Here is an 18971-nt window from a genome sequence, read left to right as displayed (position 1 = left end):
GTGGCACCCGGTTCGATAAGCGTGCCTGCTCCCAGGTGCGCGAACCGACGAAGTTCCAAGCACCAAGAACTCGGCGCTGATCACAGCCTGCGCCGACGCTCAAACCTCAGAGAGGGAAAACGTGAAGGTAGCAAGCTTCGGCCGCGCAGCGGCCATCCTGTCCGTAGCATCGCTGGCCCTGGTGGCCTGCAATGGCGACGACACCGAAAACGGTGACGACAACGGCACCGACGAGAACGACACCGTAGACACCGACAACGGCGACGACACCGACGCCGAGGAGACCGACGAGGACAACGGTGAGGCCTCCGGTGACATGGACTACTCCTCACTGTCCGGCGACCTCTCCGGTTCCGGCGCCTCCTCCTTCCAGCTGGCCATCCAGGAGTGGGCCCTCGAGTTCCCGAACCTCACCGCCGGTGTGAATGTGGACTACGACGCTGTCGGCTCCGGCGACGGCCGCGCCAACTTCCTCAACGGCGCTGACTCCTTTGCCGGCTCCGACGCCCTGATGAGCGACGAGGAGTTCGCCCAGTCCCAGGAGCGCTGCGGTGAGAACGGTGCCTTCCACCTGCCCACCGCGATTCTGCCGATCGCCGTCGGTGTGAACCTGGAGGGTGTGGACAGCCTGGTTCTGGACGGTGAGACCATCGCTCAGATCTTCGCCGGTGAGATCACCAGCTGGGACGACGAGGCCATCGCCTCCCTCAATGACGGAGTGGACCTGCCTGACACCGCCATCACCGTGGTGCACCGCCAGGACTCCTCCGGCACCACTGAGAACTTCACCGACTACCTGAACCAGGCCACTGACACCTGGACCTGGGAGGCTGACTCCGAGTGGCCCGGCGAGGTCTCCGCAGAGACCGGTGACGGCTCCTCCGGTGTGATCAGCGCCGCTCAGTCCGTGGACGGTGCGATCACCTACGTGGACGCCCAGCAGGCTGAGGACGGCGGGCTGACCCTCGTTGAGCTGGAGATCGGCGGCGAGACCAGCGCTCCCTCCGCAGAGGCTGCTGCACAGGCTGTTGCCAGCTCCGAGCTCCGCGGCGGACAGGCTGAGAATGACATGGGCTTCGAGCTGGCCCGTGCCACTGACGAGCCCGGCGCCTACCCGATCGTCCAGGTGGCCTACACCATCTGGTGCAACGAGTACGACAGTGCTGAGGAGGCTGAGCTGGCTGCCGGCTTCGCCCACTACATCACCTCCGCCGAGGCTCAGCAGATCGCTGCTGATGTTGCCGGCGCCGCCCCGCTGAACGATGACCTGATCAGCCAGGCGCACGAGGCGATCAGCCAGATCTCCGGCTGATCCCGGGCCCCCAGGCCCACCACAATCTCCCTGATCCTTCAGGGATTCTCAAATGGTGCGAGTGATAGCGGGCGCCGGGGTCCAGCAATACGCTGAGCCCCGGCGCCCGCGACCGCGCCACCCCCTATTTCCTCACACCACCGCACCAACTGGCACCGCAAGAGAGGCAGCACGGTGACGACTGACTCCACCGACACCCGGGCACAGCGCCGCAAGTCGCCTAAGAAACCGGAGAACGCGCTGGTCAGCGCAGACAGAGCCGGTGCAGGCCTGGACCGGGGCTTCGCCGGGCTGGCCAAAGCCGCCGGTATCTTCATCCTGATCATCCTCGCCTTCGTGGCCATCTTCCTGTCCTGGAACTCAGTGGGTGCCCTGTACCAGGAGGAGGAGGGCCTGATCATCGGCCGCTTCCTCTCCTATGCCTGGCCCTTCGCCCTGGGCACCGTAGTGGTGGCCATCCTGGCACTGATTATGGGCGCCCCGATCGCCATCGCCGTAGCCCTGTACATCTCCCACTACGCCCCGCCGAAGGCCTCCAAGACCATCGGCTACATCATCGACCTGCTGGCAGCCATCCCCTCGGTGGTCTACGGCGCCTGGGGCATGTTCGTGCTGGCCCCAGCGATGGTCCCGCTATACCACTGGCTCAGCCAGTGGCTCTACACCTGGCCGGAGGAGAACCTCGGCTGGGGCATCCCCTTCTTCGCCGGATCCCCCGGCCTAGGTCAGAACATCTTCACCGCCTCGGTGGTGCTGGCTGTGATGATTCTGCCGATCATCTCATCTGTTTGCCGAGAGATCTTCATCCAAACCCCCAAGCTCCACGAGGAGGCCGCCCTGGCCCTCGGCGCCACCCGCTGGGAAATGATCAAGATGGCGGTCTTCCCGTTCGCCCGCCCCGGGATCATCTCCGGTGTGATGCTTGGTCTGGGCCGGGCGCTCGGCGAGACCATGGCTGTGGTCATGGTCGTCTCCGGACTGGGCTTCCAGCTTTCGATCATCTCTCCCGGCAACTCCACCATCCCGCGTGAGATTGCCCTGAACTTCGGGGAGACCGGCCATGGCACCGAGCGCTGGCACCAGCTGGTCGCTCTGGGCCTGGTGCTGTTCGTCATCACCCTGGCGGTCAACATGGTGGCCCGCTGGATCGTGTCCCGCCACAAGGAATTCTCAGGAGCCAACTGATGTCCGAGACCGAGACCCGGGAGAACAGCTCCCAGACTCCCACCCCCGCCTCAGTCGCAGGACCTGCCGGACCCTCTGGCCAGCAGGATCCGTCCGAGCTGATCCGCCCCCGATCCCTCACCGGCAATGTGCTGCCGAAGTGGTTCTTGCCGGCAACTGCCGCAGTGGGCGTCGTCGTCGGTTTTGTGATCAGCTACCTGATCGGCGGGCAAAGCGTGAACTACGCCCTCTGGTTTGTGCTGGCGGCGATCATCTACGTGCTGCTCAGCTACCTAGTGACCCGTCAGCAGCTGAATAAGCGCAAAGCCACCGACGGGTTGTGGCGCAATCTGGTCTATGTGGCCTTTGTCATTGCCCTGATCCCGCTGATCTCAGTGATCTGGTCAGTTGTTGTGGATGGTTTCCAAGGCATCACCCACTCCTCGTTCTGGACCCAGGATATGAGTCAGAACGCGGCCCGCACCCGGGAGCAGGCCATCCACGAGGGTGAGGCACCGATGGGCGGCGGTGTGTTGCACGCGATCATCGGCTCGCTGCTGATCACCCTGACCGCCACCATCATCTCAGTGCCGATCGGTCTGCTCACCTCTATCTACCTGGTGGAGTATTCCCGGGGCGGTCCGTTGAGCCGCGGCATCACCTTCTTCGTGGATGTGATGACCGGTATTCCTTCGATCGTGGCCGGGCTCTTCGGCGTCGCCGCTATGCAGACCATCCTGGTGATGGGCAACCAGCTAGGCCTCTGGAGCTACACAGCGGGCAACTACTCAATGGGCATCACCGCAGCGATTGCCTTATGCGTGCTGATGATTCCGGTGGTGGTGCGCACCACCGAGGAGATGCTGCGGGTGGTGCCCAATGAGCTGCGCGAGGCCTCCTACGCCCTGGGAGTGCGCAAATGGCGGACCGTCCTCAAGGTGGTCATCCCCACTGCGATCTCCGGAATCGCCGCCGGCGTGACGCTGGCGATCGCCCGGGTGATCGGTGAGACTGCGCCCATTCTGCTCACCGCAGGGACCCTGACCCGTGTGAACTGGGATATGTTTGCCGGATCTATGATGTCCCTGCCGGTCTACATCTACCAGACTTTCCGCTACCCTTTCGGCGGACCAGGAGAACTTGCCTACCTCTCCGAGCAGCGTGCTTGGGGAGCCGCTCTGGTCCTCATCATGATTGTGATGACCCTCAACCTCATTGCCCGCATCATCGCCAACGTCTTCGCCCCCAAGAAGACCGGTCGCTAAGGAGCCGCTCCCACTATGTCAAAGTCCATCACTGCCAAGGACCTCAACGTCTACTACGGCGACTTCATGGCCGTGGAAGGGGTCAACATCGAGATCGCGGCCCGCTCCGTGACCGCGTTCATCGGTCCCTCCGGCTGCGGCAAGACCACCTTCCTGCGCACCCTGAACCGGATGCACGAGGTGCTGCCCGGTGCCCGCGTGGAGGGTGAGCTGCTGCTCGACGAGGACAATATCTACGGTGCTGGCGTGGACCCGGTGACAGTACGGGCCATGGTCGGAATGGTCTTCCAGCGGCCCAACCCGTTCCCCACTATGAGCATCCGGGACAATGTGCTGGCCGGGTACAAGCTCAACGGCGCGCGGCTCTCCCGCAGCCAGGCCGATGACATCGCGGAGAAGGCACTGCGCGGGGCAAACCTCTGGAACGAGGTCAAGGACCGCCTGGACAAGCCCGGCTCAGGCCTCTCCGGCGGCCAGCAGCAGCGCCTGTGCATCGCGCGCACCGTGGCCGTGGAGCCTGATGTGATTCTGATGGACGAGCCCTGCTCGGCCCTGGACCCGATCTCCACCCTGGCCATCGAGGATCTTATCGCGGAGCTCAAGGAGAAGTACACCGTGGTGATTGTGACTCACAATATGCAGCAGGCCGCCCGAGTCTCGGAGAAGACCGCGTTCTTCAACATCGCCGGCACCGGCAAGCCGGGCAAGATGATCGAGTACGACGAGACCTCGGTCATTTTCAACAATCCCTCCAACGAGCAGACAGAGCGTTACGTCTCCGGCAAGTTCGGGTGATCGGCTGGCCAGCAGGGGGCCGACCATACCCGGCCGGACCCCAATACTCACACCAGTGCGCTCAGAGCCACGGTGAGAGTGGCCGCGACCAGTCCGGAGAGTATCGGAGTGGCAACCCAGTAGCGGGCAATCCGGCGGAACTGCCTCCAGTTCACGGTGGCGAAGCGCTGGTTTGAACCGGCACCCATAATGGCACTTGCTGCCGTCAGGGAGGTCGACAGCGGCAGCGCAATGCCCAATGAGCCGGCAAACAGCAGCCCTGAGGCAGCGCTGGTGGCGACCATCCCGCGCAGCGGGTCGATCGCTACCAGCCGGTGGGCCAGCACATGGCCGATCCGCCAACCGCCGTGCCAGGCCCCGGCCCCGATCAGTAGGGCGAAGACCACATAGGCCACCCCCATCCAGTCCTCGGGATCGCTCACCCCACCGGCGGCAAGCGCCATCAGCAGCACAAAGGAGAACCGCTGGCCCTGCTGCAGTCCGGTGCCCACTGAGGTCACTCCCACTGAGACCGACTGCAGCCCGCGAGAGACCCGGTTGACGGTATGGGGGTCCTCGCCCCGAGCGATCCGAACCGCCAAGAACACCAGCAGATACGCCAGGCCGAATGCCACCAGCGGGGAGATCAGCAGAGTCAACAGCGGGGTGAGCCAGGGCAGTGCCCATACCTCGTCACTGGGGGCCCCATCCACCAGCACCGCCGCCAGCGCCCCGCCCAGCAGCGCTGCCAACAGGGCGTGTGTGGTGGAGGTCGGCATCCCCTGGAAATAGGTGAACAGGTTCCAGCCCAGCACTGTCAACAGTGCGGAGAGCAGCACTGCCAATGTGAGCCCCGGCTCCATATGCGGGAACTCGAACCAGGAGTAGAGGTAGAGGCCCATCGGCACAGCCAGCAGCACACCGAGGGCATTGAAGGCTGCTGCTACTCGGACTGCGATGCGTGGGGTCAGCGCACGGGTGCGGACCGGAATCGCGATGGAGTTGGGCACATCGTGCAGGCCCGCCACGTAGAGGTTCGGTGCCATAACAGCCACCACGAGCACCAGCAGTGCAAGCTCCACGTCAGGATTCCCGCACGATGATAGACCCGCAGATGACTGCGACCTTCCGCTGCGAATGCACTGCGGCCAGGATCCGATCGGCCAGCTGCGCCTGCTGCTGGGCGATATTGGGCTGGAATGCAGAATCGGTGGAGGTGATCCAGTCCCGGTGGATGCGATTGGCCTGTTTGCTCAGCCGCTGCAGCTGGGCCCAGTATTCTTCCAGGTAGTCGAAATCGTCCAGTCTGGCCATCGCGGCATGGCTCAGCTCGGCCTGCCGGGTCAGTGCCTCAATCAGGGCTGCGGACTCTGGAGGAAGCTGCAGGGATTGACGGCGCAGGATGAGGTCACCGGCTGCCACCACATGCTCCATAGTGCGGTTGAGCTGCTGGGAGATGCCGTAGATGTCCTGGCGGGGCAGCTGGGTCAGGAACACGCTGCGGATATGGGTCATCAGGTTGAAGTGCAGGTCCATGACCCGCCCCTCGAGCCCCAGCAGCTCCTCACGGTGGGCCATTCGCTCCCCGGCCGGGGTGCCCAGCAGTTGGGACAGCAGACTCACCCCGGCCCGAACTTCCCGGGCGATATCGGTGAGCAGCGTGGCAGACCGGTGCTGGCGCTGGCGGTTCCGAGCGATCATTCGATATGGGCCTCTGGTACGTGCGGCGAGGCCTGCCGCCAAGGTGAACGGCAGGTGTCCTATAAGTGGTGAGTGTATAGCCACTGGGTGAATGGCCGCAGACAAGGCTACCGCAGGGTGGTCCCAGAGGCGTCATTAACCGTTCCAGGTACTCAGCAGTTTGACCATCCCTCGGCGCCGGGTCCACACTGGTGTGAAGGTGCCGGGCTGCAGGTAACCCCCGGGCTCCAACCTTCAGCCGCTACGAGCGGCCACGCGCCGTGAGGCGTTCCCAGCCCGGCACCCCTTAGTCCCGGCGGCGGCCACGCCACGACCTGGCCCCCCCAAAACGCTACTGCGTTTGCGCGGGTCCTTGAGGTCGCGGTTCCTGTCCCGCTCGCCTCGCCTTGAGGTGGCCCGTACAGCCGTCAGGATGGCTGCGCAGGTCCCTGACCTCGCGGTTCGCGTTCCGCTGGCGCGGAACTTCACGTCCTGAAGTCTTCGCTGCGCTCCTCACCGCGCATGCGGAGCCGCGAGCCCTATTTGATGTAGGGCACGCCCTCCGCGGCGGGGGGCCGCACCCTGCCGACGAACCCGGCCACCGCGAAGATCGTGATCACATAGGGCAGCATCAGCAGCATCTCGGAGGGAACCGGGGTGCCGATAGTGGACAGGGTCTGACCCAATGAAGTGGAGAACCCGAACAGCAGCGCCGCGAGCAGCGCTCCCTTGGGATTCCACCGGCCCAGAATCATCGCTGCCAGGGCGATGAAGCCCTGCCCGGCCGACATTTCCTGGCCGAAGGCCAAGCCCTGACCCACGGTGAAGTACGCCCCGCCCATTCCGGCAATGGCACCGGCCAGGATCGTGTTGATCACTCGGGTGCGGGCCACGTTGATGCCCACGGTATCGGCCGCCTTGGGGTGTTCGCCCACTGCGCGCATCCGCAGCCCCCAGCGTGACTTGAACACCAGGATGCTCAGCGCAAAGACGATCACGTACATCAGGTAGACCAGGATGGTGTGGTTGAACAGCACTGGTCCGATGATCGGGATCTGGCTCAGCCCTGGGATCGGCAGTCGCGGCAGCTGTTGCCGGGTGTTCCACAGCTCAGCGTTCTGGGTCAGCACTGTGGAGTAGAAGAAGCTGGTCAGCCCGATCACCAGCACATTGAGCACCACGCCCACAATGATCTGGTTGACGTGGTACTTCACGGCGAACCAGACCAGCAGTGCGCCCACCGCAGCACCGGCAAAAGGTGCCGCCAGGAGCCCCACATAGGCGGAGGTGAAGAACGACGCCGCCACCGCGGCTAGGAACGCACCGGCCAGCAGCTGCCCCTCAATAGCGATATTGATGATGCCTGAGCGTTCACCCACCAGGCCGCACATGGCCCCGAAGATCAGCGGCACTGAGAGCATCAGTGCTCCGGAGAGCAGGGTGACCATGGGTATGAAAGCCCCGCGGCCGGCCCCGGCGTAGACCAGGAACGCCAGCACGAACAGGATGCCGAAGAGTACCGGGTGCCAGGCGCCGAGCCGGATCCGGTGCACGGCCGCGTAGACCGCCCAGGCAGCCAGTGCCAGCTGCAGGATGCTCAACACCAGCGCGGTGCCGAAGCTGGGTACGTTGATCGCATCGAAGGTGATGAAGTCGTTGGCGGTGGAGACCCGGAACTGGGTGACGGCACCGGAGGGGATCAGCAGGGTGAAGACCAGCAGCGAGAGCAGTCCCAGCAGGATGTAGGTGACCGGGAACTTCCACCGGATGGGCTGCAGGCGTGCCTCGGCCTGCTCCAGCGGCTCGGCGTGGACAGCGGTGGTCTCTGGGGCGGTGGTCTGCTCGCTCATCGTTGGCTCCCCTCGCCCTGTGCGCTGCCGGCCAGTGCCGGGTCCTCGGCGCGTCGGCTGGCTGTGTCCCGAAGTGCTCTGCGGCGGTGCCGTGGTTTCTTCGGCTTAGTGTCTGTACCGGGCAGGAAGAAGATGGCGCGGACCAGGGGCGGGGCGGCGATCAGCAGCACGATCACCGACTGGAGCACCAGCACGATGTCGATGGGGGTGCCCGTCTGAGCCTGCATGAGCACTCCGCCGGCCCGCAGGCCGCCGAAGAGCAGCCCGGCCAGGAAGGTGCCCAGCGGTCGGGAGCGGCCCAGCAGAGCCACCGTGATCGCATCGAATCCCAGGGTTCCGGCGATACCTGCGGCCAGCCGATACTCTGTGCCCAGCAGATGGGCGGCCCCGGCCAGCCCGCAGAGTGCACCGCCGATGATCAGCACCAGGGCAGTGGCCTTGGGCACGTTGACCCCGGCGGTGCGGGCGGCCTCTGGGTTCTCCCCAATGGCGCGCATTTCAAAGCCCAGAGTGGAGCGTTCGAGCAGCCACCATACGAATACTGTGGCGGCGATGGCGATGAAGATTCCCGCATGCAGCCGGAAACCGCTGCCCAGCAGGCCGAAGAGCCGGGCGGAATCCTCCACCGGGGCGGCGATCGGCTGGTTGGAGCCGGTCTGGACGAACCACTGCTGGCGCAGCAGCCAGGCCAGGAAGTACAGGGCGATGTTGTTGAGCATGATCGTCACGATCACCTCGTTCGCCCCGGTCTTGGCCTTGAGCACGCCGGCTATCCCGCCCCAGATGGCTCCGCCGAGCACCCCGCCCATCAGGGCCAGCAGCAGATGCAGGCCCAGCGGGAGCTGGAAGGCGTAGCCGATGAATGCTGCGCAGGTGGCACCTAGGATGATCTGGCCCTGCCCGCCGATGTTCAGCATCCCGGAGCGGAAGCCGATGGCGATGCCCAACCCGGCCAGGATCAGCGGAACGGCGTTGACCAGGGTCTCGGTGAGGGGTCGGATGGAACGCTGGGGTGTGGCGGCCTGCCAGTCGTAGACGGCTCCGCGGAACAGGGCGGAGTAGGCATCGCGGATCACCTCGAAGCTGGCGGAGAAGAAATCCCCAGGCCGGGCGAAGAAATAGCCCAGCGTGTCCTGGACCTGGGCATTGGTGGCCAGGATGAGCACTGCGCCCACGCCTAAGGCCACCACAATGGAGAGCACCGTGATGACCCAGGAGGACTGGGCCAGATCCCGCAGCGCATAGTGCAGCCTCGACTCAGCTTCTTTGAGGGCACCTCCGGGTGCCGGGGCGGGGCTGCTGCTCTCGGGGGCGGCGTCGTTCTTCCGGTCCGCTTCGCTCATGCCTGTTCCTCTGCCTCGGCGTCGGCCTCACCGAGCACCGTATGGTGGGTAGCCGCCTGCGCCTTGGCCTCCTCAGCGGGGACCCCGGCCATCATCAGCCCCAGCACGTCCCGGTCGGTGTCCCCGGGCACGGTGCCGATGATCCGGCCCCGGTACATCACTGCGATCCGGTCGGCCAGGTTGAGCACCTCGTCCAGCTCGGTGGAGACGATCAGGCAGGGGGTGCCCTTGGCCCGCTCCTCGATCAGGGTGCGGTGGATGAACTCGATGGATCCCACATCCACTCCGCGGGTGGGCTGGGAGGCTACCAGCAGCCGGTTGTCCCGGCTGAGTTCACGGGCCAGCACCACTTTCTGCTGGTTGCCCCCGGAGAGGGTGGAGATGGGGTCGTCCACCGTGCCCAGGCGCACATCGAAGCGGGAGGTCTGCTCCGCAGCGGCGGCGCGCATCACCTCATGCTTCATCGCCACGCCGTTGGAGTACGGGGGTTGGTCGTACTGGTCCAGCACAAAGTTCTCGGTGATGCTGAACCCTGCGATCACCCCATCGGTGGAGCGGTCCTCGGGCACGAACCCGATCCCGGAGTTTAGCCGCTGCTTGACGCTTTTGGGCCCCAGGTCGGTGCCGTCCAGGGTGATGGTTCCGGCGGCAGCCTCACGGATGCCCAGGATCGCTTCGGTGAGTTCAGTCTGCCCGTTGCCGTCCACTCCGGCGATGCAGAGGATCTCGCCGCGGGCGATCTCCAGGCTGACATCGTCCAGCAGCGTTTTGCCCTGGGCGGAGACCACGCTCAGCCCGGAGATGCTCAGGGCGGTTTCGCCGGGCTGGGCGGGTTCCTTCTGGGTGGTGAGGCTGACCTCGCGGCCCACCATCAGGCTGGCCAGCTCGGTTTCGGTGGACTCCGGGGTGGCCTCGCCCACCACTTTGCCGCGGCGGATCACGGTGATCTTATCGGCGATCGCCCTCACCTCGCGCAGCTTATGGGTGATGAACAGGATGGAGGTGCCGGAGGCCTTGAGCTGACGCATAATGCTGATCAGCTCATCGGTCTCCTGCGGAGTGAGCACTGCGGTGGGTTCATCCAGGATCAGCACTTTAGCGTCCCGGGAGAGCGCCTTGATGATCTCTACCCGCTGCTGGGCGCCCACCGGAAGGTCCTCGATCATCGCCTCGGGGTCCACCTCGAAGCCGAACCTTGCGGAGATCTCCTTCACCCGGCGGCGGGCCTCGGTGAAGTCGATGAGCCCGGGACCCTTGGTGGGCTCATAGCCGAGCATCACGGATTCGGTGACGCTGAAGACCGGGATCAGCATGAAGTGCTGGTGCACCATGCCGATCCCGGCCGCCACGGCGTCGCCGGGCCCGCTGAAGCGCACCGGCTCATCGTCCAGCAGGATCTCGCCCTCGTCCGGGGAGTAGAGCCCGTAGATAGTGTTCATCAGCGTGGACTTGCCAGCGCCGTTCTCGCCCAGCAGGGCGTGAATCTCCCCGGGCTGCACCGTCAGATCGATCTGATCATTGGCGGTGAAGGTGCCGAATCGCTTGGTGACACCTTTGAGCTGCAGCTTCATGCCGCGTACTCCCCTCGGCTTGTTGGGCCCTGGTGCGGACTACTGCGGGGCGTTCTCGGACTCGACCACGGTCTCTCCGCTGATGATCTCCTCGATCAGCTCGTCGATCTTCTCCTTGACCTCGCCGTCAACCTCGTCCTCGTAGTCGTGGAAGGGAGCCAGTCCCACGCCCTCGTTCTCCAGGTCGCCGATATAGGGCTCGGAGCTGAACTCTCCGGCCACAGCCTCCTCGATAGTGTCGTAGACGGCCTGCGGAATCTGCTTCATCACAGAGGTGAGGATGATGTCACCGTAGTCGGTGGACTCATAGCCGTCAGTGTCCACCCAGATCAACAGGGCATCGCCGTGATCCTCGATGGCGGCTGCCGCACCCAGGCCCACCGGACCGGCCACCGGCATCACGATATCGGCATCCTGGGCCAGGAACTGCTCGGTGAGGGTGCGCCCGGCGTTCTGGTCCTCGAAGTCCCCGGAGAAGGAGCCGTTCTGGGACTCCTTGTCCCAGCCCAACAGCTGAACCTCTGCGCCGTTATCTGTGTTGTAGCGATCCACCCCATCGGCGAAGCCGTCCATGAATACGGTCACTGAGGGAATCTGGATCCCGCCGAAGGTAGCCACTACACCAGTCTCAGAGGTGGCAGCAGCCACATAGCCGGCCAGGTAGGCGGCCTCAGCGGTGTTGAAGACCAGAGCTTTGCCGTTCTCCGGATCGCTGGGGAAGGTGGAGTCGATGAGGCCGAAGCTCAGATCCTCATTGGCCAGGGCTGCCTCGTCAACAGCGTCCTCCAGCATGAAGCCCACACCGAAGGTGAGGTCGCAGCCCTGCTGGACCATGGCGTCCACATTGGGGCCGAAGTCAGCCTCGGAGCTGGACTCGGCAGTGTTGGAGTCGATGTCGAAATCCTCAATGGCGTTCTGCAGGCCGTTATACGCCGATTCGTTGAAGGACTGATCGTCCCAGCCGCCGGCATCGGAGACCAGACAGGCGGTGAAGTCCACGTCTTCGGGGGCTTCTGCGGCCTCGCCGTTCTCGGCGGTTTCAGTGTTCTCGTTCTCCGGCTCCTCCTCAGGGGCTTCGCCGCATGCAGAGAGGGCGAGCACGCCCACTGCAGCCAGGCTGAACAGTGTTTTGGGGTTGAAGGGCCTCATCGGGTTCTCCTGTGGTGTGAGTAAAGGTGCGTAACCGCGCACAGGTGCGGTGTGAGGACATAGTACGGGTCAAACGTCGAAGACCCAACCCCGGGTCAGTCCAGTGTCCCGGCCCGGTGCGCCCGGGCCGCGGACTCCAGCTCCTCGGCGGTGCCCAGCAGCTGTTTGGCCTTCTCGGTCAGTGCCCGGGCCTCGAAGTGTTCCAGTCGGCGCTGGTCAGCCCAGAGTGCCTGGCCCCGGGCGACCACCCGGCAGAAGGCGCCGGCCCGGTCGAAGGCGACATCGATGTCCCCGGCGTACATTCCGGCCAGGATGCGGTCGGCCAGCCGGGTCATCTCCTCGGCGGAGGGTGGTTCGGCAACCCCGGCGATCGCTGAGGGTGCGGAGTGGCTGCGGCCCAGCCGGTAGTACTCGCTGATCCGCTCCGGGGACTTCTGGACTGCGGCCCGCAGCACGTAGATCCGCCACAGGGCACCCGCCAGAGAGCGGGCGGGGGAGTGGGCCCAAAGCTCAGCGATGGCCTCGATCCCCTCTGTCTCGGCCAGCCGCACGAACCTTTCGGTGATTTCAGGGTCGGCGGCGTCGCGCCCCTGGCTGATCAAGGCGTGGGCGGTGTCATGGGCCGCTTGGGCGATCTGGGCAGGATCAGAGCCACCCACCCGCTGGTCGAACGCAGCTGGGTCGGAGTACAGGGGTCTGCGGTAGCGCGGAGCATTGCTCATCGGGTCGCCATAATATCTGCCGCTGGGCATGGCAGAGCGCAGGCTGTACGAGTGAAATACGTAGTGGGCGTCAGGCAAGTATTCAGGAACATTCCAGACAAACTGGTTTGACTGAGCGTACGGAGGGCGGCGGAGTCTTCAGCAACGGGTCAGTAACAGCACAGCCATCAGGGGAGTTGGACGTGGGACAGCAGGCAGTCTCGGGACGGATTATTTTCAGACCAGGGTCACAGAACTGGGCCGCGTTGGCAGCTGTGGCAGCCTTGGGCCTCACCGCCTGCGGAAGCCAGCCGCAGCCGGCGCCGCCGGTGGAGGTGCCCGGGGATCCGGAGGGCACTGATCAGCCTGAGGGCACGGAGGAGCCGCCGGAGACCGACCAGGCGCAGCCCGGCACGCTGGCCGAATTCTGCGCCGGAGATCCCCAGGTCCAGCCAGAGGATGAGGACCGGATTCTGCATGGGGTCAACGTAATTACGGGCGAGGGCCCGGAAGAGGTCCCGGTGCCGTATTTTGAGCAGCTGGCATCCTCTGAGGAGTTCCAGCCTGCCACGCAGCAGTCCCCCGCCGAGGGGGTAGAGGCCCCTGAATTCTCTGCACTGATCTGCGATTCCAGCACTGATGGGGCCTATGCCGCGCTGTCCCACTGGTTCGAGTTCCTGCACCATGCCGAGCTGACCCGTGACAACGAGTACCTTGCGCAGCTGCATATGGAGGACTGCCGGGACTGTGCCGTCTGGGAGACGGATGTGGAGGATATGGCCGCTGAGAACCAGTGGCTGGTGGGCGGTGAGATCTTCGGCGAGCTCTACTTCTCGATGCCGATGGGTGAGGGTTTCGAAGCGGTGGTGGACCTGGTCTCTGATCCCTATGAGCGGGTGGACCCCGAGGGCGTGGTCACCACAAGTGTGGGCATTTTGGAGACCAACACCTTTGAGCTGGTCTTCGATGAGCACCAGGGACACTGGCGGGTGGCTGGGATCGCACCCGGCTTTGTGGACACCGATCCGGGCAATGACAGCGACGACGACGGCGGGACCCCGCCTGGTGCCGGCGAGTCCCCCGAGCAGCCCGAGATGCCTTCTGAGGTGGAGGAGCACAGCCCCGAGGGCGCCCTTGCGGCGATGGACTACTGGCTGGAGGTCTTCGACTACTCCGGGGCCACCGGAGACATGGAGCCGGCTGAGCAGATGATGCACCCCGAGTGGGGCGAGCTCGAGTCCCTCTTCGAAGGCCGGCTGGAGCTGATCGAACAGGAGAATGTGACCATCGCCCTGGACACCCCAACTGAGATCTCTGAGGTGCGGGTCTGGCAGGGATCACTGCCCAACCCTGAGGCAGGGATGGTCTCCGGTCAGCTGGTGGAGGGCCAGTGGACCGCCTACGCGGAGGACGGCACTGTCTTCCACGTGAACCGGGAGCACGAGATCGGCACCACCACTTACATGTTCATCTACAACGACGATGTGGGCCACTGGCAGGCCGCCGAGACCGGTGGCAATGAGCCGGAGGAGGTCTTCGAGCTGATGGAGGTCGAGATCCCCGAACCGGACCTGACCAGGGACTGAGGCTGGCTTCAGGCACCTGCTTGGGGCGGCGTCGTCGTATGTTGCCCTGAGAGGCCCATCAGCCGCGCCCCGTTTTCCCAGAGCACAGAGCGCATCCACTCATCCCCCAGTCCCAGTTCTGCCAGCCCGGAGATCTGGTCGGCATATGGGTAGGGGATATTGGGGAAATCGGAGCCGAGTACCACTTTGTCCTGCAGGGTTCTCAGGCGCTCGCGGTAGCCGGCGGGCACATCTGCGGCGGAGTTGAAGAACCCGGAGACATACATCGTGGTGTCCAGGTGCACCCCGGAGTACTCCTGGGCGAGGTCGGCGAACTGCTGGTACTCAGGCATGCCCATATGGGCGATCACCAGCCTCAGCTCAGGGAAGCGCCCCAATAGACGGCCCACCGCCCCCGGTCCGGTGTGAGCCCCGGGCAGCGGATCGGAGCCGGCGTGGATGACCACTGGGACTGTTGCCTCCTCAAGGGCCGCCCAGGCCGGATCAAGGACCGGGTCATCGGGGGCGAACTCGCCTACCTGGACATGGACCTTGAACAGGCGGGCACCGGCGGCCAGGGCAGCCGGGACGTACTGGGCGGCCTCCGGCTCGGCGTAGAGGGTGGCGCAGTGAATGACATCCGGGTGGGCGGCGGCGAACTCGGCATTCCAGTCGTTGAGCCAGGCCGCCATGCCCGGCTTATGCGGGTAGGTCAGTGCCGGGATGGCCTGCAGCCCGAAGCTGCGCAGGATCTTCAGTCGGGTCTCGGTGCTGTAGCGGTACCGGATCGGCCAGGGCCTGCCGTAGTGCGCCTCGGCCCGGTCGAAGAAGGCCCACACTTTGTCCAAGACGCTCTGCGGCAAGAAATGCACGTGGATATCGGCCAGTCCCGGGATGCCCAGGGCCTCCGCATACCGGGCGATGTCCTCGTCATGGGCTGGGGGAGGCGTCGTCGTCATATTGCCGATCCTAGAGGTCCACCCATGTGGTGCCAGCCGGGTGCAGCTGCCCTCCGCCCTGGGTCAGGGCAGCGACCCTGCTGTGGAGACTGTCCACCGAGGCGTCCTCGTCCTGGACCGCCAGCTGCATCACCGCTGCCCCCGGAACCGCGGCGTAGTCGGTGCAGGGTACTTCGGCGCCGATGGCGCGCAGCTCGTTCTCCCATCGGCCGGCCTTGGCGAAAGGGGTTTCCAGGGTGAACAGCCGCATCCGCCGCCGGCTCAGGAAAGCGCCCTGGGCCTGGGCCTGCTGCAGGGCTGCGATCATCGAGTCGGAGTAGGCGCTGACCAGTCCGCCGGCACCGAGCAGAGTTCCGCCGAACCAGCGCACGACGACGCCCACAGCATCAGAGAGATCCTGCTCACCAGAGGGCATCTGGGCTTTGGTGAGTGCCTCCAGCATGGGCGCCCCTGCGGTGCCTGAGGGCTCGCCGTCGTCGTTTGCTCGCTGGACCCGGCGGTCTGGACCGATGGCCCAGGCGCTGCAGTGGTGGCGAGCGCTGTGATGCTCCCGGCGGAGTTCCTCGACCAACTCCTGTGCCTGCTCGGTGGTTTCGGCACGTTCCAGCACTGTGAGGAACCGCGACTTCTTCCGCTCGATCTGCGCTGTGATCCGCACTCCGGGCCTGAGCACCGTATACCTGGCCTCTGTCATCTCTTCAGCCTACGGCCCCGGGACTGGAGGGGGGCCGGGCCGGGACTGGTCCTTGGTGGCCTAGCTGCTGGACTTCGGCAGGGGAGCGTTCAGCAGGTTTTCGAGATACCGGATGCGCCTCTTGGTGCGATGCAGGATCAGGAGCCCTGCAATGAGGAAGCCGGGCGCGGTGCCCAGCATCATGTCAGTCATCGTGTCGAAGTTGTGGTCCTGCGCCGAGGTGCCCAGAGCCAGATCCCAAAAGAACTCCGCGACCTCCCAGAACAGCGCTACTGAAGCCTTGAGGGAGATCAGGATGACGGCCTCCACCCAGGGAGGCAGGCTGAGGCCGTACCGGCGCAGCACCACTCCGAGTGCAAAAACGATGGTGAAGGAGATGAAGAACCCGGAGTAGAGGTGCACCCACTTATCCCAGGGGTCCCACAGGTGGTAGAGCCCCAGATGCTCCCCCACATAGGGTCCGGCCAGCAGCAGCAGCGCATATTGGGCTTGGACGCTTCCCGGGATGTGGACCCGAGCCCACTTCTCAATGAGGAACGGCGGCAGCACAGCCGGCAGGACCAACAGGGGAACGAGCAGATCCTCCATCTGCCCCTGGATGAGGGCTACCGCTGCAGAGATCACCATCAATACGGCAATGAGGGTCATCGGAGAGTGTCGTATAGGGCTCAGTCCGTCTCGCATAACTATTCACCGTACAAGCCCCAGGTCAGCGCGTCACATGCCGTGCTAAGGGCCAGGGTCAGCTGACGGTCCGCAGAGGCCGGATGACCCGGCCGCGCTGGCAGTCCTGCTGGCCGCCGGTTTTCTACGGATCCAGAACCTGAATCGTGTTGTTCTCGGAGGCCTTAGGATACGCTGAGTCATATGACTGAGCAGCGGGTGGTGAGCGCCAGCGGTGTGATCGAGGCACCGGCAGAGACAGTTTTCGAGTACATCGCAGATCCGGCCAGGCAGCCGGAATGGGACGGCAATAACAATCTCACCTCGGCTGAGCCTGACCAGCGGGTGCGTGCTGTGGGAGACGTCTTCCTCATGACGCTGACCAATGGCAAGACGCGTGAGAACCACGTGGTGGAGTTCGCAGAAGGGCAGCTGATCGCATGGAAGCCCTCGCCCATCGGAGGGAGCCAGCCAGGCCACCTGTGGCGCTGGGAGCTCAGAGCAGTGGATCCTGCTCGTACCGAGGTGACCCATACTTATGACTGGACTGCGTTGAGTGACCCCGCCCGCCTGGAACGGGCGCGGAACACCACTGCAGAGAATCTCGAGGCGTCCATCCTCCGCCTGAAGAAGGTGTCGGAACAGGCTTAGGGCCGCTGACCTGCTCAGCCGGGGTAATGCCACCGTTGCTTCAATCGCACGCAGGACCAGTTACAGCAGTCCTCACAGCTTCTCATCGGCGTTCGAGCGCCACTACGGAATGAGTCCCAAGAAATACAGGAGCCGGAGACCGGCTGGGCAAGAGGCTCCAGCAGGGTAGGGCCCCGGATCTGGTCTGGCTGGCGTCCTCTAGGCACGTTCTCGTTACGAGCCGAACCCGGGCCCTGTGCTGGTTCGGAATAACCACACGGAGGCGTGATGCGATGAGTTCGAATAGGCTTAGTGTCGATTGTGAACTCGCAAAGTGAAAGGTTCGCCGTGAATCAACTCCCACCTGAAGGCTGGTACCCAGACCCTGAGCACCCCGGCGCGATGAGATGGTGGGATGGTACTCAGTGGGGAGCCGCCCAGCCGGCCGCCTCCGGGTACAGCCCAGCTGAGCAGGGCAATCCGGCCGTTGGATCGTCTGGTTACCAGGCGACCGGCAGCCAGAACGTCGCGAACACTGAGGCTCACAGCTATTCCCCCTCTGGGCAGCATGAGCAGCCTTCCCAGTGGCAGCCGGGCCCCTCTTCTGGCAAGCAGAACGTGGGGATCATCATCACAATCAGCGTTGTGCTGCTTGTTCTCCTGGGAGTCATCGTGACTCTGCTGATTATGCTGCTGTCTTCCGACGATGAACAGGATGATGAGTCGGGCGAGGTTGAGGCCTCCGAGACCGAGCTCGAAGAGGCGGAAGCCGAGGATGACCAGACCGGCACCGATGACGAAGCCAGCACTGAGGAGGGCGGGCTTCTCGACTTCGGTGATCGAGGCGAGGATGACAGTAATGAGGTCCTGCCGCGGGTCGAGCTGGAGGTTCCTGAAGGCGGTGAAGCCTCGACAGTGCTGACGCTGGAGGAGGACGGCACCTACGAAATCAGCGTGGACACTCTCAACAACGAGGATCCGATGATGACGCTCATCGCCCCTGATGGGCAAGAATGGTTCGACGACGATGGGGGCGACGGGTTCAACTCTCGGCTGACCTTGCCACTCGAAGCCGGTGATTACGAGGTTGTAGTCGAGGACTTTTCCGGCAATTATCTCGAAGTCGAGGTCATCACTGTCCTGACGGACTGATTCCGCCTCGAACGCGCGACCAGCGGCTTATCAGACCCTTCCCACTTCTCCTGCCGGTGATGGGCTAGACCCTTCGAGATTACCGTCCACACCCAAGTGCGCCTTCTCATCGCCTTCGTACTGTGCCGACCCGGCTCCTAATAGCCCAGGGCAGGTGTCACATCGACGGGGGTGGCATCGACAAGCTGGGTGAAGAGTCCGCAAGGAGGCTCTTTCACTGCGGGTAGGCCGCGGTGCAGCACCGACATGGAAGGGGTTCGTCTTGCCTCGTCTTGAAATCAACCGACACGCACCCCGAGGGCTACCAGGCAGTTATCGGGTTGGAGACCTATCTGCGGAAGAGTCTCGATCCAGTGCTGCTCGATTTGGTGAAACTGCGTGCTTCCCAGATCAATGAGTGCGCGTTCTGCGTGGACATGCACGCTACCGACCTAGATGTAGTTCCCCGTGAGGTTGTGAACACGGGCTGAGGGAACGGCACTACCGATAGCGGTATGGG

Annotated in this window: 19 protein-coding genes; 9 read left to right on the top strand and 10 right to left on the bottom strand. The window is 64.5% G+C overall.

The window, feature by feature from the left end; all coding sequences use genetic code 11:
- The first annotated feature begins 121 nt into the window (after window positions 1-121).
- From pstS to pstB, 4 genes are all read left to right on the top strand, one after another.
- Window positions 122-1312 carry a phosphate ABC transporter substrate-binding protein PstS gene (gene pstS / locus GNZ21_RS14995; RefSeq protein WP_188503566.1) on the top strand — a complete coding sequence of 397 codons (1191 nt, stop codon included), beginning with the start codon at window positions 122-124 and terminating at the stop codon, window positions 1310-1312.
- A 174-nt stretch (window positions 1313-1486) separates the two neighbouring features.
- Complete coding sequence (gene pstC / locus GNZ21_RS14990; protein ID WP_373868402.1) at window positions 1487-2497, top strand: phosphate ABC transporter permease subunit PstC; 1011 nt, start codon at window positions 1487-1489, stop codon at window positions 2495-2497.
- A complete protein-coding gene (gene pstA / locus GNZ21_RS14985; RefSeq protein WP_157325762.1) occupies window positions 2497-3741 on the top strand; it encodes a phosphate ABC transporter permease PstA in 1245 nt (414 codons plus the stop codon). Before pstC ends, pstA begins: the two co-directional genes overlap by 1 nt.
- A gap of 15 nt (window positions 3742-3756) precedes the next feature.
- The gene (pstB, locus tag GNZ21_RS14980) at window positions 3757-4536 is read left to right on the top strand and encodes a phosphate ABC transporter ATP-binding protein PstB (RefSeq protein WP_157325760.1); all 780 of its coding nucleotides are present in this window, start codon (window positions 3757-3759) and stop codon (window positions 4534-4536) included.
- Window positions 4537-4583: 47 nt separating this feature from the next.
- Here pstB and GNZ21_RS14975 read toward each other — a convergent pair whose 3' ends face one another.
- The 7 genes from GNZ21_RS14975 to GNZ21_RS14945 all read right to left on the bottom strand — a co-directional run bounded on the left by GNZ21_RS14975 (window position 4584) and on the right by GNZ21_RS14945 (window position 12830).
- Window positions 4584-5597 (bottom strand): inorganic phosphate transporter, encoded by a 1014-nt coding sequence (locus GNZ21_RS14975; protein WP_157325758.1) that lies wholly within the window; start codon window positions 5595-5597, stop codon window positions 4584-4586.
- 1 nt (window position 5598) lies between these two features.
- Window positions 5599-6216, bottom strand: coding sequence for a DUF47 domain-containing protein (locus GNZ21_RS14970; RefSeq protein WP_157325756.1), 618 nt, complete (start codon window positions 6214-6216; stop codon window positions 5599-5601).
- A 518-nt stretch (window positions 6217-6734) separates the two neighbouring features.
- Window positions 6735-8045 carry an ABC transporter permease gene (locus tag GNZ21_RS14965; RefSeq protein WP_157325754.1) on the bottom strand — a complete coding sequence of 437 codons (1311 nt, stop codon included), beginning with the start codon at window positions 8043-8045 and terminating at the stop codon, window positions 6735-6737.
- On the bottom strand, window positions 8042-9388 hold the full coding sequence (locus GNZ21_RS14960; protein WP_157325752.1) for an ABC transporter permease: 1347 nt from the start codon (window positions 9386-9388) through the stop codon (window positions 8042-8044). The genes GNZ21_RS14965 and GNZ21_RS14960 overlap by 4 nt, the downstream gene beginning before the upstream one ends.
- On the bottom strand, window positions 9385-10959 hold the full coding sequence (locus tag GNZ21_RS14955; RefSeq protein ID WP_157325750.1) for an ABC transporter ATP-binding protein: 1575 nt from the start codon (window positions 10957-10959) through the stop codon (window positions 9385-9387). Before GNZ21_RS14955 ends, GNZ21_RS14960 begins: the two co-directional genes overlap by 4 nt.
- Before the next feature lie 39 nt (window positions 10960-10998).
- Window positions 10999-12108, bottom strand: a complete 1110-nt coding sequence (locus GNZ21_RS14950) for a BMP family lipoprotein (RefSeq protein WP_157325748.1) — start codon at window positions 12106-12108, stop codon at window positions 10999-11001.
- 95 nt (window positions 12109-12203) lie between these two features.
- Window positions 12204-12830 carry a hypothetical protein gene (locus tag GNZ21_RS14945; protein WP_157325740.1) on the bottom strand — a complete coding sequence of 209 codons (627 nt, stop codon included), beginning with the start codon at window positions 12828-12830 and terminating at the stop codon, window positions 12204-12206.
- Between the two features lie 182 nt (window positions 12831-13012).
- Here GNZ21_RS14945 and GNZ21_RS14940 point away from each other — a divergent pair, with 182 nt between their 5' ends.
- Entirely contained in the window at window positions 13013-14395 is a 1383-nt protein-coding gene (locus GNZ21_RS14940; RefSeq protein WP_157325738.1) for a DUF6318 family protein, read from the top strand.
- A gap of 8 nt (window positions 14396-14403) precedes the next feature.
- On the opposite strand, the gene GNZ21_RS14935 is transcribed toward GNZ21_RS14940, so the two are convergent.
- From GNZ21_RS14935 to GNZ21_RS14925, 3 genes are read right to left on the bottom strand one after another with little or no spacing between them, the layout of a single operon-like run.
- A complete protein-coding gene (locus GNZ21_RS14935) occupies window positions 14404-15333 on the bottom strand; it encodes an amidohydrolase family protein (RefSeq protein ID WP_157325736.1) in 930 nt (309 codons plus the stop codon).
- A gap of 10 nt (window positions 15334-15343) precedes the next feature.
- A complete protein-coding gene (locus GNZ21_RS14930) occupies window positions 15344-16027 on the bottom strand; it encodes an IMPACT family protein (protein WP_157325734.1) in 684 nt (227 codons plus the stop codon).
- A gap of 60 nt (window positions 16028-16087) precedes the next feature.
- Window positions 16088-16675, bottom strand: a complete 588-nt coding sequence (locus GNZ21_RS14925) for a hypothetical protein (RefSeq protein WP_157325732.1) — start codon at window positions 16673-16675, stop codon at window positions 16088-16090.
- 219 nt (window positions 16676-16894) lie between these two features.
- On the opposite strand from GNZ21_RS14925, the gene GNZ21_RS14920 reads away from it, so the two are divergent.
- From GNZ21_RS14920 to GNZ21_RS16215, 4 genes are all read left to right on the top strand, one after another.
- Window positions 16895-17341 carry an SRPBCC family protein gene (locus tag GNZ21_RS14920; protein ID WP_157325730.1) on the top strand — a complete coding sequence of 149 codons (447 nt, stop codon included), beginning with the start codon at window positions 16895-16897 and terminating at the stop codon, window positions 17339-17341.
- Window positions 17342-17351: 10 nt separating this feature from the next.
- Entirely contained in the window at window positions 17352-17510 is a 159-nt protein-coding gene (locus GNZ21_RS16395; protein WP_157325798.1) for a helix-turn-helix domain-containing protein, read from the top strand.
- A 122-nt stretch (window positions 17511-17632) separates the two neighbouring features.
- The gene (locus tag GNZ21_RS14910; RefSeq protein ID WP_308805456.1) at window positions 17633-18472 is read left to right on the top strand and encodes a DUF2510 domain-containing protein; all 840 of its coding nucleotides are present in this window, start codon (window positions 17633-17635) and stop codon (window positions 18470-18472) included.
- Between the two features lie 233 nt (window positions 18473-18705).
- Window positions 18706-18942 (top strand): carboxymuconolactone decarboxylase family protein, encoded by a 237-nt coding sequence (locus tag GNZ21_RS16215; protein ID WP_308805455.1) that lies wholly within the window; start codon window positions 18706-18708, stop codon window positions 18940-18942.
- The last annotated feature ends 29 nt before the right edge of the window (window positions 18943-18971 follow it).

Source organism: Nesterenkonia alkaliphila, assembly GCF_009758175.1.
GTDB classification, from domain to species: domain Bacteria; phylum Actinomycetota; class Actinomycetes; order Actinomycetales; family Micrococcaceae; genus Nesterenkonia; species Nesterenkonia alkaliphila.
This window is presented reverse-complemented; position numbering and strand designations above follow the sequence as displayed.